The sequence below is a fragment of the Micromonospora zhanjiangensis genome (assembly GCF_042650605.1).
Lineage (GTDB): Bacteria > Actinomycetota > Actinomycetes > Mycobacteriales > Micromonosporaceae > Micromonospora_J > Micromonospora_J zhanjiangensis.
Map to the genome: position 1 here is coordinate 253,521 of NZ_JBHSBN010000008.1, position 25,683 is coordinate 279,203.

Here is a 25,683-nt window from a genome sequence, read left to right on the forward strand (position 1 = left end):
GTGACCGCGCCGCTGGCCCGTACCAACGAAGAGGCACACCTGTTCCTGGAGCTGCATCCGTGCCCGTGCGGCGAACCGGACTTCGAGCCGACCAGTTCGCTGAGCCAGGTCGGCGACGACTGGATCTGCCGGTACTCCGGCGAGTGCGCGGCGTGCGGCCGACCCCGGGCGTACGAGTTCCGTCAACCGGCGGAGATCACGATCCCCGACGAGACGGTCTGGGCCGACGGCGACCGGCCGTCCGAGTTGCTCGACGCGGGGGAGTGGCTCTGGGTGGCGGACACCTACGCCAGCCGGTCCACGGACCACTTCAACCTCTCCGCGTCGGCCCGCCGGCAACTGCGTACCGATCTGCTGGCCGCCCGGGCGGCCGTGCTGGAGGTGCTCAAGTTCCTTCCGGGAGACGCCGGCGAGGTGCCGGACACGGCCTTCTGGTCCGAGCGGGGGCGCGCGGTCCGGGACGCCGAGCCGGGCCGGTTCGGTCGGGTGCGGTTGGAGGCGGCGCGCGCCGCGTACGACCGGATGCTGGCCGAGTTGGCGGATTCCGAGGAGGGTGATGCCTGGTGACCCGGCCGATGACCTGGGACGAGTTCGCTGCCGTGCTGGCCGACGTGCTGAGTCGGCTGCCCACTGGCACGCTGCTGAAGTTGCACGAGGTGCGGCAACCGGTCGGCGGCGACTACGCGCAGATCTGGCAGAACCCGGGCCGGCTGTACGTGGAACTCGCGGGCAACATCGGCCGCGTACCCGACCGGCGGCTCTCCGGGCAGCAGCAGGAGCGGTTGCGGGCGGCGGGCTGGCTGCCGCTCGACGACGACCCGGACCAGTTCTGGCGGATGGAACTTGACTGGCCCGCGACGACCGCCCAGTACCGGGGGCTGGCGGAGCACATCGTGGCGGGATTCCGGGACGTCCTCCGGCTGGGCTCGCCGAACTACCTGGCGTACCAGGCCACCGTCGGCACGCAGGGCGGGTCCCGGCCGCTGCCGCTGCCGGAGCTCGGCCTGGAGATGATCCGCATCGAGTACTTCGCCCGGCTCGGTCTGACGGACGTCCCGGAGCGGCCCAAGGGCCTGCTGCGGCGGAGCCGGATCGGATCGTCGAACGTGGACGAGGCGCTGCACACCGACGGTGTCTGGCGCCCGACGGACACGCTGGAATGGGCGGACATCGGCGAGATCGACGACGAGCTGCGGCCGCTGGACATCGAGGCGGCCGAGCAGGTCGTCCGGTGGTGGCGCACGCTCGCCGCCCGGGCGGCGGAGGAGGAGAAGCTGCCCCCCGGCACCCCACGGATGCGCCTGGCGGCGGCGGTCGACGGGGTGCGGGACGCGACCGGTACGGCGGTGCTGCCGACGGCGCGGCTGCACGAGGCGGAACGACCGGCGGTGGTCGCGTACCTGCGTGAGGCGCCGTTGGTGGCGGTCGCCTGGGGGTACGACGAGGACCCGTTCGACCCGGACCGGGTGCAGGTGGTGCCGTTGAACATGCGCACGGACGGCGAATGGGTGTGGTCCGAGTCGCTGGCCTACTTCGCCGACCGGTACGGCGTACCGCCCGAACCGGACTTCCTGCGGCACATGGCCCAGCGGCAGTACCGACTGTCCGAGGTGGACCAGGAGCGACTGGACCGGGCCGTCGCGCTGATTCGACGGGGCTGACCGGGACTCGTCCCGGTCAGCGGTCGCGGCGTGCTTTGACGCTCCACAGGATGCCCTGGACCGTCCAGAAGACCCCGAGCACGAAGCCGAACAGCCCGAGCGCGAGGAGGCAGAGGCTCAGGAAGCCCACCAGTTTCACGCCCGGGAAGTCGTGGCCGACCAGGAAGCCGATACCCACGCAGGTGAGGATCACGAGCCCCGCACCGAGGGCGGCGAACACCAGCCCGTCCTTCAGCTTGTCGCTGGCCCGCTTGGCGGGTGTCCGCTGATCGCCCATCGGCCGGGGCGCCGGCTGGGCCGGTCCGGCCTCGGACGGCTGCGCGGCCGCCGGGGCCGGCCTGGGCTCGAGCGGCCGCGCCGTCACGGAACGGTCGGCGTCGGCGGGCTGGGACGGCTCGGTCATCCCCGGATCCTAAACGAATTGATGGAGTGTCGGCAGGTCGTGCACGAGTGTCGACAGGGCGTTCAGTTCGCGGGTGCGGGCGGTGGGGGTGCTGCCGAACAGTTCGGTCTCGGCGTGCCTGCGGGCCCACGCGTTGGCGAAGACCAGGGCGCGCAGCGGTGCGGGGGCGGTGGTGAGTCGGTGCGCCCGGGCCGTGGCCTCGGGGTCGTCCGTCTCGGCGTCCGCGGGGCGGGCCGTCCTCGCGTGGGCGCCCGCGGGGGTTCGCCACAGGTCGGAATCGTCGTCGACGAGAGTGTCGGCGGGCGCCGTACCGCGGGCGGTCAGGAGGGCCGCGGTGAGTAGTTCCGGATCGGCGCAACCCGTGGCGGTGAGCAGCCATACGGTGTGTCGGGCGATCTGCCAGGCGACGATCAGGTCGGGCCAGGTATCGGTGGCCAGCAGGTGGCCGTAGCGGGCGGTGACCTCGCGCATGACCGGTTCGAGCGCGGCGCACAGCGGCGCCGGCAGCACCATGGCGAGGTCGGCGGCGAGACCGTCCGCGATGGCCGGCCGTCCGCTCGGCCGCCACCCGGGCGGCAGCGGTGTGGCCCAGAGACGGGAAACGTGCAGCCACCGCAGGTCGACGGTCCGGACCTCGCGGGTGATCCGGTCGACCAGCCAGCCCGGCTCCTTGTACGGTTGGCGGTACCCGGTGTCGCCGGGGTAGTTCACCGGCGGTCCCACCGCCTGGATCTCCTCGGGCGGAACGTCCCAGCGTACGAGGTACACCAGTCCCCGGGCCTCCGCGACGTACTCCGGACGGTTCACGCCCAGGCTGGGCACCTCCATGTAATAGGCGTCGAACCGCTCGGATGGACGAGCCCTGACGAGGTCGACGGCTTCGCGTGGGCTGCCGACCGGCGGCGGCATCGAGGCAAGCGGCTGGCCCGGCGCCCGATTGCTGGGCGGCACGGGCTGCTCCAGCGAGGCGATCTCCGTGAGATCGAAGGGACGCGCCTGGGCGACGTGCGAGTACGGCGAACGCCGCGACAGCGCAGCCGCGACGTCCCGCACCACGACGGCTGCGGCACGCAGCACCGGCGGAAGGGTGCGAAGCTGATGCACGTATGCGGTCCGACGCCACGGCGGATGTCCGCTCGTCCGGGAGAGCGGTCGCGTCATCGCCAGGGTCATGGCGGCGGGCCACGTGAGCGGGCGGACGCTCTCCAGCAGGTTCCGATTGCCGGCCAGATCGCTGTCGTACCATGGGAGCGCGATCGCGGCCGCGAGCACCTCCAGGTCCGTCACACCCTGCTTGGCGAGGACCGCGGCGGTCTCGGCGCCGATCGTCACGCGGTCGGTCCGGTCAACCCGATCGAACTCTTCCGCCCCCACGGATTGCCTCGCCGGCGCGATCAGGCCCATCACGAGAGCGTCGAGGTGTTCCCGTTCCCCACGGGGGAGGTGCTTGACGACTTTGCGGCGCACGTCGTTCCACGACCGCACCAGCGCCGCGTCGGGCGCGGCAAGGTCCATCAAGACGGCCTTGTGTCGGCGAGGACGAGCCGGCCGCCGCTGACCGGAAGTTCGTACCGGGGCCGGATCTCCAGGGTCCCGGCCACGTCGTAGTCGACCTGGTCGGTCAGGTAGAGCATGTCGAAGCCACGGTCGAGCAGCGCGTCACCGTCCACGGTCACCACGTCGAGTTCCACCTCGGCGGCGAAGCGGAGCAGGTCCGGCACACGGTGGACGTGCAGGAAGGCCGCCTGGAGATCCGGTGCGAGCGCGGAGCACGCCACCTGGAAGGCACGCCCCACCGTCGTTCCGTCTATCCGCGTCCCGTCCTCGCCGGTGGCTCCGGCCGCGGTCTCGCGGGTGGCTTCGGCGCGTTGGTCGAAGTAGTCACGCAGGTCGAAGGCGAGCAGAAGGACGGTGTAGAAGTCCAGGTCGAGGACGTGGACTTCGCACCGCATCCCACCCCATTCGTTAACATTGAACCGGCCCGGGTTGGTCGGGTCGGCCAGCGGGACGATCCCCATCCGGATCAGGGTGTTCGGCAACCACATGTAGTGCAGGTTGAACGGCGTCTTCGGCAGGAAGAACGCCGCGCCGACTGGGCGCCTCAGGCTTCCCAGCGGAAGGCTCTCCGTGGGATGCTCCGACGGAGGGACCCACGGGGGAGTGCGGCCGTCTTCGGGGCCGACCGGCCGGGGCGTGCGGCCGGTGACGAGTGTGTCGAGTGCCTCGTCGAACGTGTTCCCGAGGAACCACTCGCCGACCGGATCGATCGATATCACCTTGCCCTGGTCGGTGATGGCGAGGACGGCCTCGTCCATGCCCTCGACGCCGAGCGGGTAGAGGGTACTGCCCATGGCGCGACCCACGTCGATGAGCGTCTCGACGTTCCGCACGGCCAGGGACGGGTCGATGGCGAACGGCCGGGGGTTGAGGTCCACCCCGGCGCCGTCGCGGGCGATCACCAGCCCGCCGAACTCGGCCAGCACCGGGTCGGCGAGGTAGGCCGAGGTCAACTGACCGTCGTACCGCCCCCGGCCGGCGGCGACCGCGCGGTGCATGGCCGTGACCGCGTCGGGGGACAGATGCCGGCCCGGGGTCCATCCGGCGTCGCGCAGCGCCGCCTCCACCTCCGGGTTGAAACGGTCGGCCATCACACGTCCTCCGTCGGCGATCGCAGGGCGAAGCCCAGGCGATCCAGCAGCGCCTGGCAGGAGACGCACGGCGGTACGGTCTGCCCGCCCCACGGGTCGCCGGGCTCGCGAATCCGGTACGTCACCAGGTCCGCGCCGCGCAGCAACCGGTCACGCGCCTCGTCGAGCGACAGCCCCTCCTCGCCGGCCGCAGTCCGGCGGGCGTCCTCGACGTGCAGCACGTCGGAGAGGACGGCCACCTCGGAGCACCGGTCGTTGCCGCGTTCCCGGTACTCGACCGGCAGTCCGTCGAGGATGTCGCGCACCAGTGGGTGCAGGTTGGGGACACCCTCGCCCTTCATGCTGCGCCCGGTGCGCAGCCGCCCGTCGGGAAAGCTCAGGTGGGTGACGTTCTCCGGAAACTGCGCGCGCACTCGATCGCGCCGGGCCCGCTCGACGGGATCCCAGGTGAGCGGCGCGAGGGGCGTGTGGTCGCGGAACGCACGGTACTGCTCGACCACGCTCGGCACGGGAATCGAGGGCCAGTGGGTCACCTCGCCGTTGCGCCGGTCGACGACGATCCGACCCGACCCGACGTCCTCGGGCCGGCCCAACGGACGCGTGCGCCAGAAGACATAACCCAGGTCGAACTCGTGCACCCCGAACGTGGGTAGCGCTCCGACGGACCCGTCCTGGCCGACCCAGGGGGCCGCGATCAGTTGGGACTCCCACAGATCGACCACGCGCACGCCTCCCCCGCCTCGTGCCCGCCAGGATATACGGTGCGACACGACGACCACGGTTCCCGTCGGGTACGCGCGCCGTGGCCGCCGGGCGACGTTCGTGCCCGACCACCGGGCGCTGCTAGATTGGCGGACGCTCGACGGTTCACGGGAGGCGCGAGGATGGCTCTACCGGTCGTGCGCAGCCGCGACGAGGCGCACCTCTACATGGACCTGCATCCGTGCGACCGTTGCGGCGGTGTGGACATCACCTGGGACAGCGCGCTGACCGACGACGAGGACGCGCCCGCGCGGCGCTACCACGGCGTGTGCCAGAGCTGCCGCGCGCCGCGCGAGTTCGTCTTCCGGCTGCCGGAGCGCCCGGCCCTGCCGGGTCCGGACGATGTGTTCTTCTTCGGCGGTCCCGAGCCGTCGCAGCTGCTCGATGCCGGCGAATGGTCCCTGGTCGCGACCATGGGAATCCGTGACGGCTCGGCTCCGCCGAGCGGGAGTCCCGAGAGGGAGACCGAGCGGAAGCAGGCGTTCGCCCTGGGCGTCGCGGCGTTCGCCGAGATGCTCAAGTTCCTGCCGGAAGGCACCGACGAGGTGCCGGACTCGGCGTTCTGGACGCCGCACGGCCGGGCCGAGCGGGAACGCTACCCGGCCCAGTTCACCCGGGAACGCCTGGAAGCACGGCTCGAGGGCTTCCGGATGGAGATGAAGCTCCGCTACGAGTAGTGGCGCGGCGGCGGCCTGCCTGCCGGCCGGATCGCAGCGCCGACCACTGCCGGCCCTCGCGCCGCTGAACGAGAAGGGATCCGACGGGCTATGCGACGCATCTGGCGCGCCACGTTGGCCGTGTCCGTGGCCGTGGCGTCGGCCGGCGCCTTCCCGGCCCCGCCGGCCCCGCCGGCCGTCGCCGCGCCGAAGGACAACTGCGCCGAGCCGGGCCAGGTCATCACCCAGGTGCCCTGGCCGCAGCAGATGTTCGGGCCGGAGCGGATCTGGCCGTTCGCGCAGGGTCGCGGGATCACCGTCGCGGTGCTCGACTCCGGAGTCGACGGCAACCATCCGCAGCTGCGCGGACATGTCAGCGCCGGGTTCGACGCCACCGGCAACGGCGGCCCGGCGAACACCGACTGCACCGGCACCGGCACCCGGGTCGCCGGCGTCATCGCGGCCCAGGCGACCGGTTCCGGCGGGTTCAGCGGCCTCGCGCCCGGTGTGACCATCCTGCCGGTCCGGGTGACCGACAAGCAGACCTTCGGCCCGTCGACCGCCGAGCCGGCCGTCCTGGCCCGGGGGATCGACGCGGCGGTGGCCCGGGGAGCCAAGGTGGTCGCGATCTCCACGGTCAGCTACTCCGGCAGCCCCGCCCTGCAGGAATCGGTCGCCAAGGCCCAGGCCAAGGGCGTGATCCTGGTGGCCGCGGTGGGCGACCTCGGCGACGCCAACGGCGGCAACCCGCAGCCCTACCCGGCCGGCTACGACGGGGTGATCGGGGTGGGCGCCATCGGCCCGGACAGCGCCCGGTGGCAGAACTCCCAGCACGGCGACTACGTCGACCTGGTGGCGCCGGGCGCCGACGTACTGTCCCTGCAGCGCGGCCGGGGAATGGCCGCCGGCGTCAACGGCACCGGCGTTGCCTGCGGCTTCGTCGCCGCGACGGTGGCACTGACCAGGGCCAAGCGCGGTGACCTGGACGCCCGGGAACTCATCCGGCTGCTCTTCGCGACCGCCACTCCGGCGGCCGGCGGCGACGATTACGGTCACGGCATCGTGAACCCGTACGCGGCGCTGAACGACCAGTTGTCGGACCAGAAACCGGTCGCGATGCGGCCGATGACCCGGCCGGCCGACCCCGGGGCCGGGGTCTGGGCGCGGAGCCGGCAGCTCGCGCTGATCGGCACCACCGGCGTGCTGGCCGTCGGGTTCGTCCTGGTCTTCGTGGCGATCGCGCTGCCCCGCGGCCGGCGCCGGTTCTGGCGCTCGACCATCGCCCGCCCGGTTCCGACCCGGAGCGACCCGACCGAGCCCGGACCGCCGCTGCAGCTCTTCGACGAGTCCAGGCCCACCGCCTGAGCCGCCGCCGTCGTCCGGCGGGCCGCTGGACCGTCGACCGTCGACCGGCGGGTCGCCGCCCGGCGCGGCCCGCGTCGGGTCAGCCGCCCGCGCGGGCGTCGGTGACGGGGGCCGGCTTGATCGCCTCGGCCGGGTCCAGCGTCGGACCGCTGGGGATCCGGCTGACCAGGCCGACCGGTACGTCGGTGGCCTGGTCCGGCGCGTAGCCGAGCAGCGGCAGCACGGCCGCGCTGGGCACGGGGTACTTGATGCCGAGGTCGGTGACGACGTAGTACGGACCCGACTCGGCGGTCGGCGAGCCCATGCCGCGGACCACGGCGACCCGTCCGGCCGGCACCAGCACCCGGTCGGCGAGCGACACCCCGGTCGACGTCGAGGAGGGGGTACGTGGCGCGGTGTCGAGGCCGGAGACCGTCCCGCCGACCATCACGACGGGGTTGTCCTTGGCGTTGGAGGTGACCGCGCAGACCGGGGCGTCGGGCGCCGGGTTGACCAGCTTCGGCGGTGAGGTCGGGGGCTGGGCGTTCCCGGTGGGTGACCGCAGCCGGCCCGACCGCGGTGCCGAGGTCACCTCGCCGACGGTCACCTCCACCGGCCGTACCTGCTTGTCGATGCTGAGGATGGCCTGTTGCAACGGGGTGATCGGGGCCAGTCCGTCGGCGAAGACCAGGTACGACTGCGGTCCGGAACCGGTCTGCGCCACCAGCACGTCGCCGATCTGCCGGCCGGGCACCGAACCGGACGGCTCGCCACGCTTGTCGACCTGCACGTTCTCGATGTCCGAGCCGGCCGGCATGGCGTCCAGCCAGGCGGTGCCGACCCGGACCGGGGTGACCGCGCCGAACAGCGCCGGCACGATGTGCTTCGCGTCGTGCACCCGGTACCGCTGACCGTGCCAGACCAGGTACGTCAGCCCGCCCCTGCCGTCGGTGACCAGCAGCCCATCGTCGCCCATCCGGACGGCACCGGTGGGTGCCGACGACACGGCGAGCCCGATGACGTTGCTCGGCTGCCCCCCGGCGTCGGTGCCCGGTACGGCACACACCGACCACGGCATGCCGGCCAACTTCTTGACGCCGGGCAGCGAGGTGGGCGCGCCGGGGATGCCGATCGTGGTGTCGCGCGGCACCCCGTCGAGCGAGTTGGCCGAGACCGGGAACACCGCCGGGTTGGGCCGGCCGCTGGCCAGCATCGCGGAGGCGAAGTTCAGCGTCGGGTGCAGCACGCCACCGACGTAGACGTAGGTCGCCCCGGTTTCCTTCTCGACGACGACGGCGCCCTCGTTCTTCCACTTGGCGCTGCCGATCTTCGTGAGCAGCCCGTAGATGCCGAAGCCCGCCGCGACCAGGACGGCGACCATCAGGCCGCCGAAGACCGCGCCGACACCGCGCCGCAGCGGCGACTGCGCCGGGTCGGTCTCGCGCATCACGAACGCCGAGATCACCCGCTGGGTCATGAACTGGTACGACTGGAGTTGGTCGCGCCGTGTCGCCATGGAATCCTTCTCTCCTTCCGGTCCACGCCACGTGGCGGGAAGGCGCTGGACAGAAGCGGTACGGGGGCTAGCCGCCGATGGACGCGAACATGCCCTGGATCGTGCCGAACAGGCCGGTGACCGCGCAGGCGAGCGGAATCAGCGCGATGATCGCGAGGACGTCGAGGATGTCCGCGGCCCGGCCCAGGTACGGCGACGGGTTGCGCTTGCTGTAGAGCAGCCCGGCGGCCAGCACGGCGGCCGCCGCCAGGATCAGCAGCGCGAGCACCAGCAGTCGACCGCCGGTACCCGAGGACAGCGCGTAGCCGAGCGCCAGCAGACCCAGCCCGGCGATGCCGGCGGCCAGCATGGGAACCCGTTGGTGCGGGCCGCCGAACAGCCGGGCGCGCAGCAGCAGCGCGGCCGAGCCGGCCAGCGCCAGCAGGCCACCCGCGAACTGGCGGTCGACGATGACCAGCACCACCATGGCGACCGTGCTGCTGATCGCGGCGGCCAGCAGCATCCCGGTGAGCAACTCGGTGGCCCGGGCCACGGCGGCGAACACGTCGGAGCGTTTGGGCACCGGCCGGTCGGCCAGGATCTCCTCCGGCCGGTTCGGCAGCTCCGGCACCGGCAGCCGGCCGATCCAGCTGGCGATCAGCGGGTAGCCGGGCAGCAGCCCGATGACCACGGTCAGGCTGACCGCCGCGGCGCCGGCCGGTGCCGTACCGCCGAGCGAGAGCAGCGCGGCCAGCAGACCGGTGAGCGACAGGGCGATGCCGGCCATGAACAGTCGCTGCACCGCGGCGACGCCGGTGTACCCGACGATGCTGAACAGCAGCAGCGCCGCCGAGCCGAGCAGCAGGTTGGACGCGCCGAGCTGGGTGACGTCGAGGGCCAGTCCGCTGGGCGCGGCCACCAGGGCGCCGCCGACGAAGGCGTACGGCAGGCCGGCGGCCGCCACCCCGGCTCCCGCGCCGGCGTCGGAGAAGGCGCGGGACAGCAGGATGCCGAGGATCGCCAGCACCGCGGCGACACCGAGGGCCACCCCGGCGGGCAGCGGCCACGGCGGACCGGACAGCAGCAACGCGACCAGGCCGAGGCCGAAGACCAGGCTGGCGACGGCGATCCCGCAGCGGCGGGTCGCCGCGTTGCCCCAGGACCGGCCGGCCCGCCGGGCGCCGCCCGCGATCACCTCGACCACGTCGTCGTACGCCAGTTCCGGCCAGTCCTCCCGGCGCGGCGCGAGGTGCAGCAGCTCACCGTCGCGGATGCCCTGCACGGAGAGGTTGCGGTTCGGCTCCAGCACGGCGCCGGTGGCGCGCCGCAACACCCAGCCACCGTGTCGCTCGTCGGTGCCGCCCAGGTCGTCGCCCGCGTGCCGGAGCAGGTGCGGCAGCAACTCCGCGACGAGCAGATTGTCGGGCAACGCGACGTCCATGCGGCGTTTCGGGGCCGCGACCGTAACTCTGGCCAGAGAGAGGCCACCCGGGGCCGTCACGCTGGTCACCTCCCCGTACCCTGCGTTCGTCAGCCGCCGTTTTCCGGCGCTCAACCTAGCACGGCGGCACCGGCCGGCTCGGCCGCGTGCCCGGCCCGCCAGGTGGTCTATAGGATTGGCCCGCTCGTTCCGCGGCGCAGGGGGAGGGTCCAGCGGATGACATCGGTGATCGTCAAGCGGCCACCACGCCGTCCGGCGCCGCCCCTACCGTCCGGCGAGGTGGTGCTGGACCCGCCGCCCGAGGTGCCCAACGCCGCCGGCAAGGCGTGGACCCGGATGCTGATGATCCTGCCGATGGGCGCGGGCGCGGCGGCGATGGGCCTGATGATGGGTGCCCAGCGCGGCGGCCCACTGACCTATGTGGCCGGTGGCATGTACGGCGTGTCGATCCTGGGCATGATCGCGATGATGGCGGTCAACCAGAGCGGGCCGGGCAAGAAGGAGATGATCGAGGCACGCCGGCAGTACATGCGGCGGCTGTCCCAGCTGCGCGCCCAGATCCGGACCACCATCCGGGAGCAGCAGGAGGCGATCCACTACCGGCACCCGGACCCGGACGCGCTGTGGTCGGCGGTCAGCACGGGCGGCCGGTTGTGGGAACGCCGCCGGTCCGACGCGGACTTCAGCGTGGTCCGGATCGGGCTCGGCGCCCAGGAGGTCGCCACGCCCCTGATCCCGCCGCAGACCCGGCCGGTCGACGAACTCGAACCGCTCTGCGCGATGGCGCTGCGCAAGTTCGTCGCCACCTACTCGGTCGTCCCGGACCTGCCGGTGGCCATCGCGCTGCGCGACTTCTCGTACGTCTACCTGCGCGGCCCGGGCGACGCGGCGCGGGACCTGGTCCGCGCCCTGCTGGCCCAGTCGGCCACCTTCCACGCGCCGGACGACCTGCTGATCGGGCTGTGCGTGTCGGACGAGCGCCGGCCGGACTGGGAGTGGGCGAAGTGGCTGCCGCACGCGCAGCACCCCGACAAGGTCGACGCGGTCGGACCGATCCGGCTGTTCGCCGGGGCGGTCACCTCGCTGGAGGCGATGCTCGACGACGTGCTGGCCAACCGGCCCCGGTTCGACCCCGGCGCGGCCCAGTCGGTACCCGGTGCGCACGTGGTGGTCGTCATCGACGGTGGCTCCACCACCGGGTCCGACCACCTGATGACCGAGGGCGGCGTGGCCGGGGTGACCATCCTCGACCTGTCCAACCAACCGCCGCGCCTGCTGGACGAGATGTCGGTGGTGCTGGACGTCGCCGAGGACGGCGAGATCACCGGTACGACGATGGACGGTTCGACCCAGGTGGGCCGGGCCGACCGGTTGGACGCCGCGCAGGCCGAGGTGCTCGGCCGCGAGCTGTCCCCGCTGCGGATGTCCGCCACCTCGTACGCCGACCAGCAGGGCGGCACCACCGTCGACCTGGGCCTGGCCGAGCTGCTCGAACTCGGCTCGCCGCAGGATTTCGACCTCTCCACCACCTGGGCCAGTCGACCCAACCGGGACCGGCTCCGGGTGCCCATCGGCGTCGGACCGGACGGCCGCCCGATCGAACTGGACTTCAAGGAGTCGGCCCAGGACGGCATGGGCCCGCACGGTCTGCTGGTCGGCGCGACCGGTTCCGGCAAGTCGGAGCTGCTGCGCACGCTGGTGCTGGCGTTGGCCGTCACGCACAGCTCGGAGATCCTGAACTTCGTCCTGGTCGACTTCAAGGGCGGTGCCACCTTCACCGCGCTGGACCGGTTGCCGCACACCAGCGCGGTCATCACCAACCTGGCCGACGAACTGTCCCTGGTCGACCGGATGCTCGGCGCCATCGGCGGTGAGCTGGTCCGCCGCCAGGAGCTGCTGCGCAAGGCGGGGAACTACGCGTCACAGCGCGACTACGAACGGGCCCGGGCCGCCGGGGTGCCACTGGCGCCGCTGCCCAGCCTGATGATCATCGTCGACGAGTTCAGCGAGCTGCTCACCGCCCGCCCCGACTTCATCGACATGTTCGTGCAGATCGGCCGGCTGGGCCGGTCGCTCGGCATCCACCTGCTGCTCGCCTCGCAGAAGCTGGAGGAGGGCCGGCTGCGTGGCCTGGAGGCGCACCTGTCCTACCGGGTCGGGCTGCGGACCTTCTCCTCGATGGACAGTCGGGCGGTGCTGGGCGTCCCGGACGCGTACGAGCTGCCCCGGGCGCCGGGTCACGGCTACCTGCGTACCGGGACCGAGGGGTTGATCCGGTTCCGCGCCGCGTACGTCTCCGGGATCGTCCGGCAGGACGGGTTCCAGGCGCTGGTGGGCGGCCGTCCGGTGGATCCGGTCCGCGACTTCACCACCTACTACGTGGCGCCGCCCCAGGAGCGGGAGGAAGGCGAGAGCGAGGTCGACCCGGAGGACGAGGAGAACGCGGTCGGCGAGACCCTGCTGGACGTGCTGGTGGCCCGGATGGAGGGCCAGGGGCCCGCGGCCCACCAGGTCTGGCTGCCGCCGTTGGACGACCCGCCCACGCTGACCCAGCTGCTCGGGCCGGTCGGTCCGTCGCCGGACCGTGGCCTCACCGTGAGCGACCCGGACCCGGACCGTGCCCTGCACGGCCTGGTCGGCATCGTCGACAAGCCGTTCGAGCAGCTGCGCGAGCCGATGTGGATCGACCTGAGCGGCAGCGGCGGCAACGTCATGCTGGTCGGTGGCGCGCAGAGCGGCAAGAGCAACTTCCTGCGTACGTTGATCGGCAGCCTGGTGTTGCGGCACACCCCGCGCGAGGTGCAGTTCTACGGCCTCGACTTCGGCGGCGGTGGCCTGTCCGTGATGTCCGGCCTGCCGCACGTCGGCGGGATGGCCAGCCGGCGGGACACCGACAAGGTCCGGCGGACCATCGCCGAGGTGCACGGCCTGCTGCGCAGCCGGGAGGCGTTCTTCGACACCAACGGGGTGGAGGGGATCACCGCCTACCGCCGGGCCAAGCAGCAGGGCCGGTTCACCGACGACCCGTTCGGCGACGTGTTCCTGGTGATCGACGGCTGGTCCACCGTCCGGGCCGAGTTCGAGGACCTGGAGCCGCTGGTCAACGAGATCGGCAACCGCGGTCTCGGCTACGGCATCCACCTGCTCGCCGCGACGAACCGCTGGATGGACGTCCGCCCGGCGGCCCGGGACATGTTCGGCACCAAGATCGAGCTGCGGCTGGGCGACACCGCCGACTCGGTGATCAACCGCCGGGCGGCGGTGAACGTGCCGGAGAAGACGCCGGGTCGCGGCCTCACCCCGGACGGCTTCCACTTCCTCGCCGGCCTGCCCCGGCTGGACGACGCGCAGCGGGTCGACGACCTGGGCGAGGCGGTCGCCGAGTTCGTCACGTACGCCCGCTCGTACTGGTCCGGTCCGCCGGCCCCGGCGGTCCGCCTGCTGCCGAACGAGCTGCCGTACGAGCTGCTCCCGGCGGCCCAGGGCAGCCGGCTGCCGATCGGCATCGCCGAGGCCGACCTGCAACCGGTCCACCTCGACTTCGACGCCGAGCCGCACCTGCTGCTGTTCGGCGACATCGAGGCCGGCAAGAGTTCGTTCCTGCGCAGCATGGCCAAGACCATCACGGCCAACTTCCAACCGAGCGAGGCCCGGCTGATCCTGGTTGACCTGCGGCGCAGCCTGCTCGGCACGGTCGAGACCGACCACCTGATCGGCTACGGCACGTCCCAGCAGACCACCGCGGACCTGGTCAAGCAGGTGGTCACGGTGATGCAGGAGCGGCTGCCCGGCCCGGAGGTGACCCCGGAACAGCTGCGCAACCGCAGCTGGTGGAAGGGCCCGGACCTCTACCTCCTGGTCGACGACTACGACCTGGTCGCGGGCGCGGCGACGAACCCGCTGGGGCCGCTGCTGGAGTACCTGCCCCAGGCCCGGGACATCGGCCTGCACCTCATCATGACCCGCCGGATCGGTGGCGCCGGCCGGGCGATGTTCGACCCGATCATCGCCCGGATCCGGGAACTCGCCTCACCCGGCATCATGATGTCCGGCCCGCGCGAGGAGGGCGCGCTCTTCGGCAACATGAAGCCGCAGTTCCTGCCGCCCGGCCGAGCCTGGCTGTTCACCCGCCGGCACGGCGCCCAACTGGTCCAGCTGGCCTGGACCCCACCGGCTCAGTAGGCGGCCGACGCGAACCCACCGCGGCCCGGCGTCGGCCGGGCCGCGCCGGGCCGCCGCGGGGCACGGCGGTGGCGTGGCTCAGCGGCGGGGTGGGCCGCCGTACTGGCGCTCGACGTCGGTCTGGGCGAACCAGAGGTAGTGGTCGGTGCCGCCGGCCACCAGGGCCATCATGTCGTCGGCCATCGTCTGCAGGTACCGGACGCTGTTCGTCGGCAGCCGCAGTGCGCTCGTGACGAACGGCGCCTCGGTCGCCGCGATCCGTTGCAGCAGCACCAGATCGGCGTCCTGCACCGCCGGCAGACCGGACCGGTCCAGGGTCCGGAGCACGGTGAGCTGGGTCTGCCACGGGCCGAGCGGCACCGATCGGGCGCTGCCGCCCAGGCCGAGGTCCTGGATGATCAGCACCGGTTGGGCGGCGGTGCCGCTGAGCGTGACCTGCTGCTCGGCGCCGTACACCGACATCCGGTCGGTGCGGCCGGTGACCCGCTCGCCGAAACCCTGCCAGCCGTGCGGCTGGTTGGTGATCACCGCGACCCGGGTGCCCAGCGCGAGCGCCCGGAAGGCGACGAGTTGGCTCGCCCAGGCGCCGCCGACCAGCGCTACGCGGGTCGGTTGCGGCCGGAAGAGCCGGACCGAGACGGGCGACTTGTGCTGGTCGGCGCCGAGGATCAGGCCGGTGCCCCGGCCGGAGACCCGGAACTGCGTCAACGCCGACCGGGAGACGGTGTGTGAGCCGATCCGGAGCCGGGCCATCCGACCACCCAGGCTCCGGAAGCCGTCCTTGTCCGGCGGGTGAGGGCCCTCGGTGTCCGGACCCTTCTGCTCGGTACCCGGCAGCGCCAGCGAGGCGGGCAGTTGCGCGGCGGTCGGCCGGGCTGTGGCGACCGCCGCGGCGGTCGCCGTTGCCGCCGCGGCACCCTGTGCGCCGGCGACCGGCGCCGGCGCGGTCTGCGCCGGCCCGTGGACCGGCGCCGAGACCGGGGACGCCGCCGCTGGCGGTGCCGGCGCGGCCTGAGCCGGTGCCGGCGCGGCCTGCGCCTGAGCCGGCGCGGCGGGCCGGCCGATCACCGCCGCGCCCTGACCACCGCCGGGCGGCTGCGGCGCCACCGCCGGGTACGGCTGCTGCGGATAGCCCTGCTGCGGATAGCCCTGCTGCGGGTACGGCTGCTGCGGCCGTCCCGGCTGCGGCGCCCCCTGGTGCGGGTACGGCTGTTGCTGCGGGTAGCCCGGTTGCGGGTAGCCCCGCTGCGGCGGCACCGGCTGTCCCTGCCGGGGATACTGCTGTCCCGGCTGCGGCTGCTGGGCCTGGTGCGGCTGGTGGGCCTGGTGGGGATGTGGCTGGCCAGCCTGCTGCGGATAGCCCTGTCGCGGGTACGGCTGGCCGGGCAACCGTGGCTGTCCCGGCTGCGGCTGTCCCGGTTGCGGCTGTCCCTGCGGCGGTTGGCCCGGTGGCTGTTGCCCGGCGGGCGGATTCTGTCCGGGCCGGACGGTGGCCCGCCCGATCGATCCGGGCACGGCCGGCGGCACGACGCCGTACTGGTCGTCGCGCGGGCGTTCCTGGTCTCCGGGCCTCGTCATCGCGCGCCACCCCCGGTCGGTGCCGTGGCGTACACCGCCGGCCCCTGCTCTCCGTCCAGTTGGAACAGTTCGGCGCGCACCTGTTGGGCGGCGCGGGTCAGTCCGTGGCAGGTCTGCGCCAACTCACCGGCCGGTGCGGCCACCCGGACCAGGCCGCGCAGATCCAGCAGACCGTTGTCGTCGTCCTGGGCCAGGATCAGCGCGACGCTGGTCATCGCCGCCGGTACCCCGCTCAAGGTGCCGAGCACGGCGCCGGCCTGCCCCACCGGCGGCCAACCGCGGACCCAGTAGGACCGGTGCGCCAACCGCGGTGAGCGCCACTCGGTCCACTCTTCGCGCGGCGACACGGCCTCGACCGGTTGCCCGGTGGGCTCCAGGTCGCAGGAGCGGGCCAGCGCGGCGAGCAGCCCGTCGGCGTCCAGCAGCCGGTGCGCGATGCCGTCCCGGTGCAACGACTTGGTCACCCGACGGATCAGCGCGGCGGTCACCGCGGGCGCCTGTTCCAGGTCCGCCGGGTCGTCGCCGAGCGCCTGGGCCAAGGTCCGCGCATCCAGCCGTACGGCGAGCCAGGTGGCCCGGTCCGCCGGCACGGCCACCGTGCCGAACTGGGCCAGCAGCTGCCGGTACGAGTGCCCGGCCGGCGACGACGGATGCGTGTCGATGCTCGGCGCCGGCAGGGTGTGGGTGACCAGTTGCAGCACCGCGCCCGGCTGGTCGGCCTCGACGAAGGTGCTGGCCAGTTTCTCCAGCGGCAACGTGGTCGGCCCGTCGTCCACCGGGGAGTCCGGGGCCACCGAGGCCACCGCGTACCAGCCCGCGTCGTCCCGGGCCACCCCGATCCGGGCACCGTCGCTGGTGGTGACGTTCTCCACCACCAGCCCCGGGGCGAGCGCCCGCAATGCCGCCAGTCGTGGGTCGGCGCCGAGCGTCGCCCCGGCCACGCCCTGCTGGCGGCGCCGGAACTGGCGGGTCATGATCCGGCGTTCCAACCACCACCGACCCTTGCGGCGGGCCAGTACGACGCCCAGCAACACCACCGAGACGAGCACCACCGGCACCACGGCGAGCAACCCGTACGGGCTGATCGCGGCGATCGCGACCAGCACCGCCTCGATCAGCAGGAGCTGCGTGACGTGGATCGGGCCGAGGTGACCGGGTCTGCGACGGGGGGTCAGGATCGGCGGCCGGGACTGGCCCCGGGTAGTGGTGCGATCCGCCGCGGCGTCCCCTTCCGGCCGCGTCGGCACCGTCGCCGCGGCCGCGCTGCGTTGGCTCATGCCGGCTGCTACCCCCTGCCTAGCTCGCCGCCCAATTCGGGCCCGCCCATCATAGGAACGCCCGCCCGGTCTCCGCCGACCGCCGTCTCCGCCGACCGCCCGGCTACCTGGTCGCGACGAGCAGGTCGTCGAGGACGAGCGTTCGGAGGTCGTCCCGGCTGGGCATCCGGCCGAGCGAACGCAACCGGCCGGACTGTGCCTTGCGCATGCCTTCGAGGAGCTTGCGTGCCTCGCGGGCGTTACCGAAGTTGCGGTCCCGCTCGATCTGACCGAACCACTCCAGCAGCGCGTCGTCCAGACCGGTGCCGAGCAGGTAGTCGTCGTTGCGGGCGATCCGCCGGACGATCAGCACCAGTTCGTCCGGCGCGTAGTTCTCGAACTCCAGCGTCTTGGCGAACCGGGACGCCAGACCGGAGTTCGCGTCCAGGAAGTCGAGCATCTCGGTGGTGTACCCGGCGACGATGACGGCGACCTGGTCCCGGTGGTCCTCCATCAGCTTCACCAGCGTGTCGATCGCCTCCTGACCGAAGTCGGAGGTCGCTCCGGCGGACCGGGACAGGGTGTACGCCTCGTCGATGAACAGCACACCGCCGAGCGCCTCCTCGAAGACCTTGGTGGTCTTCTCCGCGGTGTGACCGATGTACTGGCCCACCAGGTCCCGCCGGGACACCTCGCGGAACAGTCCGTTGGGCAGTACGCCGAGCGCCTTGAGCAACTGGCCGTAGATGCGGGCCACGGTGGTCTTACCGGTGCCGGGCGCTCCGGTGAAGATGAGGTGGTTGCTGGCCGCGCCGACGGCCAGCCCGGCACTGCGCCGCCACTCGTTGACCTGGATCTCGTCGATCAGCGCGCGGACCTCGGCCTTGACGCCGGCCAGCCCGATCATCGAGTCCAGTTCGGCCAGCAGCTTGTCGACCTTCTCGGTGTCCCGCTGGGTGGACCCCTCGATCGCGCTGACGCCGACCTTCGGCTTGTGCCCGTCGTCCTGGGCCTCGCGGATGGTGGGCGTGGCGCCGTCCTCGACCTCGATCCCCGGCGCGGCCGTGTCCTCGATCCGGGTGCCCTCGACCAGACCTCCGCAGCCGCGTCCGAACAGGATGCCGACGCCGCGGGTGTCGTGCACCCAGCTCTCGGTGATGGTGGGCGAGCTCTGGTGGGCCACCGAAATGCCCACGTCCCCGGTGTTCGAGACGTCGCAGCGCTCGATCGTCGGCTGGCCCGCCTGGTAGATGTAGAGGCCGCGGTATCCGCAGTCGACGACCGTGCAGTTGCGGATGGTCGGGTTGGCGCCGAGCCGGACGATGATCCCGTCGTCGGTGACGTCCCGGATCTCGCACTTGTCCAGCAGTCCGCCGGCGTCCTCGACGACCAGGCCGTACTGGCCGGCGGTGACCTTCACGTCGGTGGCGGTCAGCGTCGCGCCGTCGGTGGCGGTGCCGGCCGCCGCGTACCGGGCGGCGAGTTCACACTTCTCGACCGTGGCCCGGCCGCCGACCACGCTCAACGCGGGGTAGTCGGCCGCGCGCAGGACGAGTCCCTGCAGGGTGGTCTCGCCGCCCTCGCAGGCCACCGCGGAGCCGCGCGCCTCGCTGGCGTCGATCGTCACCGAGCCGGCCTCCTTGGCCGCGACCAGGCTCAACCGCCGCCCGACGAGGCGGACCGTCTCGGGGTAGACGCCGGGTTCGATGGAGATGACTGATCCGTCGGGGGCGATCTCCAGGGCGTCCCGGATGGTCGGGTAGGCACCGGGGCGTTCCGCGGAAACGATAAGTGTGCGCGCCATGGCTCCGCTTGGTCGAAGGGGGACTGCTCTTCTGAGGCTACCGGTCTCCCCGCTGGCGGCAAGGCCCGGACCGGCCCGTGCAGATTACCTTTCCGCCGCTGTGGACGACCTCGCCCGGCGGGCCCGCCAACCCCGCCGGGGTTCGGCCATCGTCTGCTCCGCGACCCGGGCCCGCTCGGTGGCGAGCCGGGCCCGCAGCGCCAGTTGCCGGATCCGGCGTTCGGTGACCCGTTCGGCGTTGCCGGCGATCCACAGGCAGACCGCGGCCAGCGGCAACTCCACCAGCAGCGCGAGCACCACCGAGGCCAGCAGGTCCGGTCCGGCCGGGGTGCTGGTCACGTCGAACCAGGCGTCGACCACCAGCAGCGTCGCGGTGGCGGTGGCGGCCAGCCCCACCCGCCGGTGCCCCCGGTACGCCAGCACGGCGGTGACCGCGAGCCCGAGCACCAGGCCGATGTCGAAACCCACCCAGGCGCTGCGGTAGTGCGCGCTGACCGACTGCCGGGGCAGGGTGACCGCGAGGTAGCCGATCCAGGGCACGGTCAGCAGCGCGAGCACGCCGAAGACGGGCGCCACCCAGCGGGGCACCGGCCGGGTCCGGGTCGTCCGGTCATCCGTCCCGGCGCCGGGGTCGCCGGTTCCGCCGGCCGCGTCGCGCGTGGTCACGACACTGTTAATGCCTTGTCGATCTTTCGGCCAAACCACGTCCCGGGTCAGTCCGCGGCGAACCGGTAGACGACGAAGTCCTTCTCCGCGCCGCAGACGATCAACCGGGTGTTCCACGAGCAGGTCCGGCTGCGCACGTTGCTGACCCCGCCCAGCTCGGTGACCTTGCCGGACCGCACCCCGACGCCGGCCAGGGCGCGGTCGTCCGTACTCGTGCCCAGTTCCTTGTTGAAGACCAGGACGTTGCCGGCGTCGAGTCGCGCGGCGACCCCCTTGCGGGCCCGCAGCACGGCCTTGCCGGTGGGGTCGAAGAGCGTGACGGACTCGCCCGGCGAACCGTGCGCGGCGAGTACGTGGTCGCCGACCGGCACCAGCGACGTGGTGCCCGGCGCGGGCCAGTGCCTCGTGCCCTCGCCCTCGGTGGCGGCCACGATCTCGGCGGTCTCGTTGTCGTAGCCGCGCACCTCCAGCAGGCAGGCCCGGTGCTCGCCGCACGGCACCACCGACTTCGGCCGGCGCTGGTCGTCCGTCACGGTGTACAGCACGGTCGGCTCCGCGCCGAGTTTCGTCAGGTCGTACGCGAGGAGCCCGTACTTGCTGTCGTCGTTCGCGACGTAGAGCCGGTCGCCGTACGCGGTGATGACGTCGTCGTAGTCGGCGACGTCGGCGCGGGTCGCCAGGACCTCTCCGCTGCGGCTGTCGATCAGGCGCACCGACCGGTCCGCGCCGATCAGCACCAACCGCTGGGGGGCGTCGCCGTACGGGTCACGCGGCGTCCCAAACACGGTGGCCGGCCCGTTGCCCCCCTTCTCGCCGCCCACCACGCGGACGGTGGCCCGCTGGCCGCCGCGCTGATCACGCGGGTAGTCCAGGGTCCACTTCGGCTCGCCGTCGGTCAGCCGGAGCCCGACCAGCCGGTGGCCCTCCTGGTCGGCCAGCACCGCCGTGTCCTTCGAGAAGTGGACCTGGTCGTTGCCGTGGATCGGGCGGGTCCACCGTTGGGCGCCGGTGCCCGCGTCGAACACCGTCATGTCCCGGGGAGTGGAGTCGCCGGCCGCGTCGGCGTAGACCGCGATCCCGCCGGGGACGGAGGCGAGCCCGTACCACTGCTGGGCGGTCGACCCGGTCCGGGTCCGCCACCGCTGGCTGCCGGTGGTGACGTCGACCGCGACGACCTCCAGGTGGTCGTCCTCGCTCGGCCAGGCGACGTAGGCCCGGTCGCCGAGCACCGCGGTGAACATGTCGCCCGGCCGGTCCGCCGCCCCGGTCGGGATCCGGGCCACCTCGCTGACCGAGTGCAGGTACTCCAGTTCCGGGTAGCGGTCCCGGGTCAGGTAGAGCACCGCCGCGGTGACCACCCCGGCGAGCGCGACGACCGCGCCGGCCGTGATCCAGAGCGCCCGCCGGCGTCGGTTCGCCGAGCCGTTCCCGCCGGTGCCCGGCGGCGGGGGACCGGCCGGCGCCCCGAACCCGGGTATCTCCCGCACCGTCCCGCCCGGCCCGAGGATCGGGTACGGCGCGGCGCCGCCGGGCACGGCCGACCCGTGGGGTACGGCGGGTGCCGCCGGCGGACCCGATCCGGGTACCGGAGCCGGGGAGGCCGGTGCCGCGGAGCCGGGCGCCCTGGAATACGGCGGCGCGGAGCCGGGCACCCCGGGATACGGTGCTGCGGACCCGGGCACCCCGAGGTGCGGCGATGCGCCTCCGGGCGGCGTCGACGCCGGCGCCACGGCGGGGGACGCGGGTGCGGCACTCACCGGTACGGCGACGGGTGGTCCGGAGCGCGGTGCCGGGCGGGTGGGCAGGTCGGTGAGTGCGCCCTCGGCCACCGGTAGTTCGGGCTGTTCCAGCACGGTCGGCGCGACGCCCAGGTCGGCGTGCAGCAGCCGGGCCACCAGCGGTGTCCGGGTCGCCCCGCCGACCAGGAACAGGCCGGTCAACTGCTCCGGGGCCAGGCCGGCGGCGGCGATCACGTTCCGGGTCTCGGTCACCGCCCGACGCAGCAGCGGCGTGGCCACCCGTTCCAGGTCGGCCCGGGTGAGCTGGACGGCCACCTCCACCCCCGGTACGGCCACCGGCGCCACGGTGGTCCGGGACAGCATCTCCTTCGCGCCGCGTACGGTGTCCCAGAGCTGGTGCCGGGCCCGCCACTGGCCGGTGTCCGCCGGCTGCTCCAGCTGTTTCCACTGCGCCGGATGCTCGGCGGCGACCAGTTCACCGAGCCGGGCGACCAGGGCCGCGTCCAGGTCCAGCCCGCCCAGGTCGTCGATGCCGCCGGCGGCGATCACCTCGAAGCCCGAGTCGCCCCACGGGTCGGCGCCCTCGTTGCGGACCACCGCCACGTCGAGCGTGCCGCCGCCGAGGTCGAAGACCGCGATCGCCGTACCCATCGGCACGGGCCGGCGCAGCACCTCGGTGTAGTAGCGGGCGGCGGCCACCGGTTCGCGCAGCAGGCGGGTGCCGGCGGGGATGGGTCCGGCCATGGTGTGCTCGGCCGCGGCCGGCCAACCGGCCCGCGCCAGCGCGTCGGCGAGCACCTGCCGGCGGGCCTCGTTCCAGGTCGCCGGGCAGGTGAGCACCGCCGGCGGCAGGAAGCCGGTGGCGGCCACCGCCGAGTCGGCGACCGTACGCAGGGTCGCGGCGAGCAGGTCGGCGGGGGCGTACTCGCGGTCGCCCAACCGGACGCTCCGGTCGTCGATCCGGCGCTTGGGGTGGGCCTCGTAGCGGGTCGGTTCGGCCTGCGCCAGCCGCTGCGCGTCCCGCCCGACGTGCAGCCGGCCCTCGTGGTCGGCGTAGACGCCGGACGGCAGGATCGGCTGCCCGTCCACCAGCAGCGGCCGGGTACGCCCGTCCGGCCAGCGCAGCACCGCCACGGTGTTGGACGTGCCGAGGTCGACGCCCAGGGCGAACCCGTAGGGCTGGTCTGCCATCTCCCGTCAACCTCCGGCCGGTACGAGGGGTGTCCGGCCCCGCATCGTACGCAAGCGGTGCCTTACCTCCCCGACCACCGGTCGGTTCGGCCGGACAAGGGGCTGGGGAATCTGATTGTCGTCGGGACGACACTCAGACTCCCCAGCCCCTCGGGGTGCCGATGTGCAGCCGCCGTTAGGCGGCGGACCGTGCCTCGGCAGGCAGCAGCAGCGTGCCGAGCGGGTGCCGGGCCCGGGGTGCGCGTTCCCGCTCGGCCAGCGGGGTCGGCAGGTCGACGGTGTGGTCGGCCCGGCCGACGGCCACCACCACCAGCGGGGTCAGGCCCGCGTCGAGGCAGAACTCCGCGGCCACCGCCGCCCGGTCGAACCCGCCCATCTGGTGTACGGCCAGGCCGTCCGCCTGCGCCTGGACCACCAGCGAGGCGACCGCCTGCCCGGTGTCGTAGAGCGCCCAGGGCAACTCGTCGCCGTTCTCGGCCACGGTCCGGGCGGCCACCAGCACCAGGGCGCTGGCGCCACCGGCCCAGGTCTGGTTGCCCGGCGCCAGGGTGCCGAACAGCCGCTTGAAGGCGACCTCACCGCGCCGGGTGACCAGGAACCGCCAGGGCTGGGTGTTGGCCGCCGAGGAGGCCCAGCGGGCGGCCTCCAGCAGCGTGGTCAGCCGCTCGTCGTCGAGTTCGTGGACCTGGTCGAAGCCGCGCGGGCTCCACCGCTGGGCCAGCAGCGGGTGCAGGGCGGCCGAGGTGTCGGCCGGCTTGCTGAGGGTCATCGGGGTGTGGCTCCTTCCGGTGCCGTGGATGGTGTTACAGGTGCCGCGGGGCGGGGTTCAGCCGAGGGTGGCGTGCATCTCCCAGACCAGGATCTCGGCCGGTTCGGTGGCGGTGACCCGCTGCCCGCCGGTGGCGGTGAAGCGGACCGCGTCGCCGGTGCCGAGCGGTTGCGTGCCTTCGAGGTGGACCGCGCCGCGGGGCACGAACAGGTGCAGGAACGGCGCGTCGGGCAGTTCCACGCTCTGGCCGGCGTCCAGCCGGGCGGCGTAGAGCGCGGCGTACCGGTTCTTGATCCGGATGGCGGCGGCGCCGTCGTGCTTGGCCATGCCGGACGCGACGGGCACCAGGTCGCCGGAGAGCAACTCGCCGTCGATCTCGAGCTGTTCGTAGCCGGGCGTGATGCCGGGCTCGTCGGGGACCACCCACATCTGGACGAAGTGGACCGGGTCGGTGTGCTGGTCGCCGCCGAGGCGCCAGGAGTCGTTCTTCTCCGAGTGCAGGATGCCGGTGCCGGCGCTCATCCGCTGGGCCAGGCCCGGGTAGATGACCCCGGAGTGGCCGGTGGAGTCCTGGTGCACCAGCGAACCGCGCAGCACCCAGGTGACGATCTCCATGTCCCGGTGCGGGTGGGTCTCGAAGCCCGAGCCGGGGGTCACCACGTCGTCGTTGTTGACCAGCAGCAGCCCGTGGTGGGTGTTGGCCGGGTCGTGGTGTCCGCCGAACGAGAACGAGTGCTTCGAGTCCAGCCAGGAGATCTTGGTCTTGAAGCGGTCACCGGCGCGGCGGATGTCCGTCTTCGGGGTCAACAGGGTGCTCATGGGATCTTTCCTCCCGGCTGGTCGCGGTGGTGCGGGTGGTCGGGAACGGGCCCCGGTCCGGCCGGGGCCCGTCCCGAGCCGGTTCAGGCGTTCTTGATCGCGGAGACCTCGAACTCCAGGGTGATCTTGTCGCTGACCAGCACGCCACCGGCCTCCAGCGCCGCGTTCCAGGTCACGCCGTAGTCCTTGCGGTTGATGGTCACCGCGCCCTCGAAGCCGACCCGCAGGTTGCCGAACGGGTCGGTGGCCGCGCCCTCGTACGCGAAGGGGATGGTCACCGAGTTGGTGACGCCCTTGACGGTCAGGTCGCCGGTCAGGTCGAAGCTGGCCTCGCCGGTCTGGGTGAAGGCCGTGGAGACGAAGGTGATCTCCGGGTACGTCTCCATCGCCAGGAAGTCGTTGCCGCGCAGGTGCTCGTCCCGCTGCGCGTTGCGGGTGTCGATGCTCTTGGCGGTGATCCGCACCGTGACGGCGGTGGCGGCCGGGTTGGCCGCGTCGAAGGTGGCGGTGCCCTCGAACTCGTTGAACGCGCCGCGGACCTTGGTCACCATCGCGTGTCGGGCCACGAAGCCGATCCGGGTGTGGCTCGGGTCGATGGTGTAGCTGCCGGTCAGCGAGCTCAGGTCGGTGGTGGTGGTGGTCATCTCGGTGTCTCCCTCGGTCGATGATGTGTCATCTACACCTCACTCAACTTACATGACGCATCATTCATTCCAAAGATGATGTGTCATGTACCACTGGTACGCTGGAGCCATGACCGGCACCCGATGGCTTGACGCCGACGAACAGCGCGCCTGGCGGGCGTACCTGCAGATGCAGGCCCGGCTGACCGCCCGGCTGGGCCGGCAGTTGCAGGCCGACGCCGGCCTGTCGCTGGCCGACTACCACGTGCTCGTGCAGCTCACCGAGGCCCCCGACGGCCGGCTCCGGCCGTACGAGTTGCAGCGGAGCCTGGAGTGGGAGCAGAGCCGGCTGTCGCACCACCTGGCCCGGATGCAGCGTCGGGGCCTGGTCGGCCGGGAGGAGTGCCCGTCCGACGCGCGGGGCGCCTTCGTGGTGATCACCGATGCCGGCCGGCGGGCCATCGAGACCGCCGCGCCGGGCCATGTCGACGCGGTCCGGCGCTACTTCCTCGACGGCCTCGACCGCGGCCAGCTCGCCGAGCTGGAACGGCTCGCCACCCAGGTGATCGAGCGGCTCGGTCAGGACGCCTGCCCGGCCGAGGCCGGGCGCTGCCCCGACGAGCCGGCCGACGCCGGGCGCTGACCG

Annotated in this window: 20 protein-coding genes; 6 read left to right on the plus strand and 14 right to left on the minus strand. The window is 72.9% G+C overall.

Annotated elements, in window-relative coordinates; translation table 11 throughout:
* Positions 1-567 carry a hypothetical protein gene (locus ACFOX0_RS14905; RefSeq protein ID WP_377545841.1) on the plus strand — a complete coding sequence of 189 codons (567 nt, stop codon included), beginning with the start codon at positions 1-3 and terminating at the stop codon, positions 565-567.
* On the plus strand, positions 564-1,661 hold the full coding sequence (locus ACFOX0_RS14910; RefSeq protein WP_377545843.1) for a TY-Chap domain-containing protein: 1,098 nt from the start codon (positions 564-566) through the stop codon (positions 1,659-1,661). Before ACFOX0_RS14905 ends, ACFOX0_RS14910 begins: the two co-directional genes overlap by 4 nt.
* Before the next feature lie 16 nt (positions 1,662-1,677).
* On the opposite strand, the gene ACFOX0_RS14915 is transcribed toward ACFOX0_RS14910, so the two are convergent.
* Genes ACFOX0_RS14915 through ACFOX0_RS14930 form a run of 4 tightly spaced genes read right to left on the minus strand, consistent with a single transcriptional unit; the run spans position 1,678 to position 5,434 of the window.
* A complete protein-coding gene (locus tag ACFOX0_RS14915) occupies positions 1,678-2,064 on the minus strand; it encodes a hypothetical protein (RefSeq protein ID WP_377545845.1) in 387 nt (128 codons plus the stop codon).
* A gap of 9 nt (positions 2,065-2,073) precedes the next feature.
* The gene (locus ACFOX0_RS14920) at positions 2,074-3,579 is read right to left on the minus strand and encodes a hypothetical protein (RefSeq protein WP_377545847.1); all 1,506 of its coding nucleotides are present in this window, start codon (positions 3,577-3,579) and stop codon (positions 2,074-2,076) included.
* Positions 3,579-4,712: an SUKH-3 domain-containing protein gene (locus ACFOX0_RS14925; RefSeq protein WP_377545849.1), complete on the minus strand. Its 1,134-nt coding sequence runs from the start codon at positions 4,710-4,712 to the stop codon at positions 3,579-3,581. The genes ACFOX0_RS14920 and ACFOX0_RS14925 overlap by 1 nt, the downstream gene beginning before the upstream one ends.
* Positions 4,712-5,434 carry a YwqJ-related putative deaminase gene (locus tag ACFOX0_RS14930; RefSeq protein WP_377545850.1) on the minus strand — a complete coding sequence of 241 codons (723 nt, stop codon included), beginning with the start codon at positions 5,432-5,434 and terminating at the stop codon, positions 4,712-4,714. Before ACFOX0_RS14930 ends, ACFOX0_RS14925 begins: the two co-directional genes overlap by 1 nt.
* Positions 5,435-5,596: 162 nt before the next feature.
* Between ACFOX0_RS14930 and ACFOX0_RS14935 the strand changes: the two genes are divergently transcribed.
* Together ACFOX0_RS14935 and ACFOX0_RS14940 are read left to right on the plus strand one after the other, a co-directional pair.
* On the plus strand, positions 5,597-6,151 hold the full coding sequence (locus ACFOX0_RS14935; RefSeq protein ID WP_377545852.1) for a hypothetical protein: 555 nt from the start codon (positions 5,597-5,599) through the stop codon (positions 6,149-6,151).
* A gap of 90 nt (positions 6,152-6,241) precedes the next feature.
* The gene (locus ACFOX0_RS14940; protein ID WP_377545854.1) at positions 6,242-7,495 is read left to right on the plus strand and encodes a S8 family serine peptidase; all 1,254 of its coding nucleotides are present in this window, start codon (positions 6,242-6,244) and stop codon (positions 7,493-7,495) included.
* 79 nt (positions 7,496-7,574) lie between these two features.
* On the opposite strand, the gene eccB is transcribed toward ACFOX0_RS14940, so the two are convergent.
* A complete protein-coding gene (eccB, locus tag ACFOX0_RS14945; RefSeq protein ID WP_377545856.1) occupies positions 7,575-8,990 on the minus strand; it encodes a type VII secretion protein EccB in 1,416 nt (471 codons plus the stop codon).
* Positions 8,991-9,057: 67 nt separating this feature from the next.
* Positions 9,058-10,479, minus strand: coding sequence for a type VII secretion integral membrane protein EccD (gene eccD / locus ACFOX0_RS14950; protein WP_377545858.1), 1,422 nt, complete (start codon positions 10,477-10,479; stop codon positions 9,058-9,060).
* A gap of 147 nt (positions 10,480-10,626) precedes the next feature.
* Between eccD and eccCa the strand changes: the two genes are divergently transcribed.
* Positions 10,627-14,592: a type VII secretion protein EccCa gene (gene eccCa, locus ACFOX0_RS14955; protein ID WP_377545860.1), complete on the plus strand. Its 3,966-nt coding sequence runs from the start codon at positions 10,627-10,629 to the stop codon at positions 14,590-14,592.
* Between the two features lie 78 nt (positions 14,593-14,670).
* On the opposite strand, the gene ACFOX0_RS14960 is transcribed toward eccCa, so the two are convergent.
* The 8 genes from ACFOX0_RS14960 to ACFOX0_RS14995 all read right to left on the minus strand — a co-directional run bounded on the left by ACFOX0_RS14960 (position 14,671) and on the right by ACFOX0_RS14995 (position 25,058).
* Entirely contained in the window at positions 14,671-16,170 is a 1,500-nt protein-coding gene (locus ACFOX0_RS14960) for a hypothetical protein (protein ID WP_377545862.1), read from the minus strand.
* Positions 16,167-17,447 carry a type VII secretion protein EccE gene (locus tag ACFOX0_RS14965; protein WP_377545864.1) on the minus strand — a complete coding sequence of 427 codons (1,281 nt, stop codon included), beginning with the start codon at positions 17,445-17,447 and terminating at the stop codon, positions 16,167-16,169. Before ACFOX0_RS14965 ends, ACFOX0_RS14960 begins: the two co-directional genes overlap by 4 nt.
* A 103-nt stretch (positions 17,448-17,550) precedes the next feature.
* Positions 17,551-19,230 carry a right-handed parallel beta-helix repeat-containing protein gene (locus ACFOX0_RS14970; RefSeq protein ID WP_377545868.1) on the minus strand — a complete coding sequence of 560 codons (1,680 nt, stop codon included), beginning with the start codon at positions 19,228-19,230 and terminating at the stop codon, positions 17,551-17,553.
* 84 nt (positions 19,231-19,314) lie between these two features.
* Positions 19,315-19,896 carry a hypothetical protein gene (locus tag ACFOX0_RS14975; RefSeq protein WP_377545870.1) on the minus strand — a complete coding sequence of 194 codons (582 nt, stop codon included), beginning with the start codon at positions 19,894-19,896 and terminating at the stop codon, positions 19,315-19,317.
* 47 nt (positions 19,897-19,943) lie between these two features.
* A complete protein-coding gene (locus tag ACFOX0_RS14980; RefSeq protein WP_377545872.1) occupies positions 19,944-22,826 on the minus strand; it encodes an Hsp70 family protein in 2,883 nt (960 codons plus the stop codon).
* Between the two features lie 175 nt (positions 22,827-23,001).
* On the minus strand, positions 23,002-23,595 hold the full coding sequence (locus ACFOX0_RS14985; protein WP_377545874.1) for a nitroreductase family protein: 594 nt from the start codon (positions 23,593-23,595) through the stop codon (positions 23,002-23,004).
* Positions 23,596-23,652: 57 nt separating this feature from the next.
* Positions 23,653-24,414, minus strand: a complete 762-nt coding sequence (locus tag ACFOX0_RS14990) for a pirin family protein (protein WP_377545876.1) — start codon at positions 24,412-24,414, stop codon at positions 23,653-23,655.
* Between the two features lie 83 nt (positions 24,415-24,497).
* Positions 24,498-25,058: a YceI family protein gene (locus ACFOX0_RS14995; RefSeq protein WP_377545878.1), complete on the minus strand. Its 561-nt coding sequence runs from the start codon at positions 25,056-25,058 to the stop codon at positions 24,498-24,500.
* Between the two features lie 109 nt (positions 25,059-25,167).
* Between ACFOX0_RS14995 and ACFOX0_RS15000 the strand changes: the two genes are divergently transcribed.
* Complete coding sequence (locus ACFOX0_RS15000; protein WP_377545880.1) at positions 25,168-25,680, plus strand: MarR family winged helix-turn-helix transcriptional regulator; 513 nt, start codon at positions 25,168-25,170, stop codon at positions 25,678-25,680.
* The last annotated feature ends 3 nt before the right edge of the window (positions 25,681-25,683 follow it).

Coding starts and splice junctions, on each gene's coding strand:
- ACFOX0_RS14915 (WP_377545845.1), bottom strand. CDS start 2,064: ATGACCGAGCCGTCCCAGCCCGCCGACGCCGACCGTTCCGTGACGGCG.
- ACFOX0_RS14920 (WP_377545847.1), bottom strand. CDS start 3,579: ATGGACCTTGCCGCGCCCGACGCGGCGCTGGTGCGGTCGTGGAACGAC.
- ACFOX0_RS14925 (WP_377545849.1), bottom strand. CDS start 4,712: ATGGCCGACCGTTTCAACCCGGAGGTGGAGGCGGCGCTGCGCGACGCC.
- ACFOX0_RS14935 (WP_377545852.1), top strand. CDS start 5,597: ATGGCTCTACCGGTCGTGCGCAGCCGCGACGAGGCGCACCTCTACATG.
- ACFOX0_RS14940 (WP_377545854.1), top strand. CDS start 6,242: ATGCGACGCATCTGGCGCGCCACGTTGGCCGTGTCCGTGGCCGTGGCG.
- eccB (WP_377545856.1), bottom strand. CDS start 8,990: ATGGCGACACGGCGCGACCAACTCCAGTCGTACCAGTTCATGACCCAG.
- eccCa (WP_377545860.1), top strand. CDS start 10,627: ATGACATCGGTGATCGTCAAGCGGCCACCACGCCGTCCGGCGCCGCCC.
- ACFOX0_RS14960 (WP_377545862.1), bottom strand. CDS start 16,170: ATGACGAGGCCCGGAGACCAGGAACGCCCGCGCGACGACCAGTACGGC.
- ACFOX0_RS14965 (WP_377545864.1), bottom strand. CDS start 17,447: ATGAGCCAACGCAGCGCGGCCGCGGCGACGGTGCCGACGCGGCCGGAA.
- ACFOX0_RS14970 (WP_377545868.1), bottom strand. CDS start 19,230: ATGGCGCGCACACTTATCGTTTCCGCGGAACGCCCCGGTGCCTACCCG.
- ACFOX0_RS14980 (WP_377545872.1), bottom strand. CDS start 22,826: ATGGCAGACCAGCCCTACGGGTTCGCCCTGGGCGTCGACCTCGGCACG.
- ACFOX0_RS14985 (WP_377545874.1), bottom strand. CDS start 23,595: ATGACCCTCAGCAAGCCGGCCGACACCTCGGCCGCCCTGCACCCGCTG.
- ACFOX0_RS14990 (WP_377545876.1), bottom strand. CDS start 24,414: ATGAGCACCCTGTTGACCCCGAAGACGGACATCCGCCGCGCCGGTGAC.
- ACFOX0_RS14995 (WP_377545878.1), bottom strand. CDS start 25,058: ATGACCACCACCACCACCGACCTGAGCTCGCTGACCGGCAGCTACACC.
- ACFOX0_RS15000 (WP_377545880.1), top strand. CDS start 25,168: ATGACCGGCACCCGATGGCTTGACGCCGACGAACAGCGCGCCTGGCGG.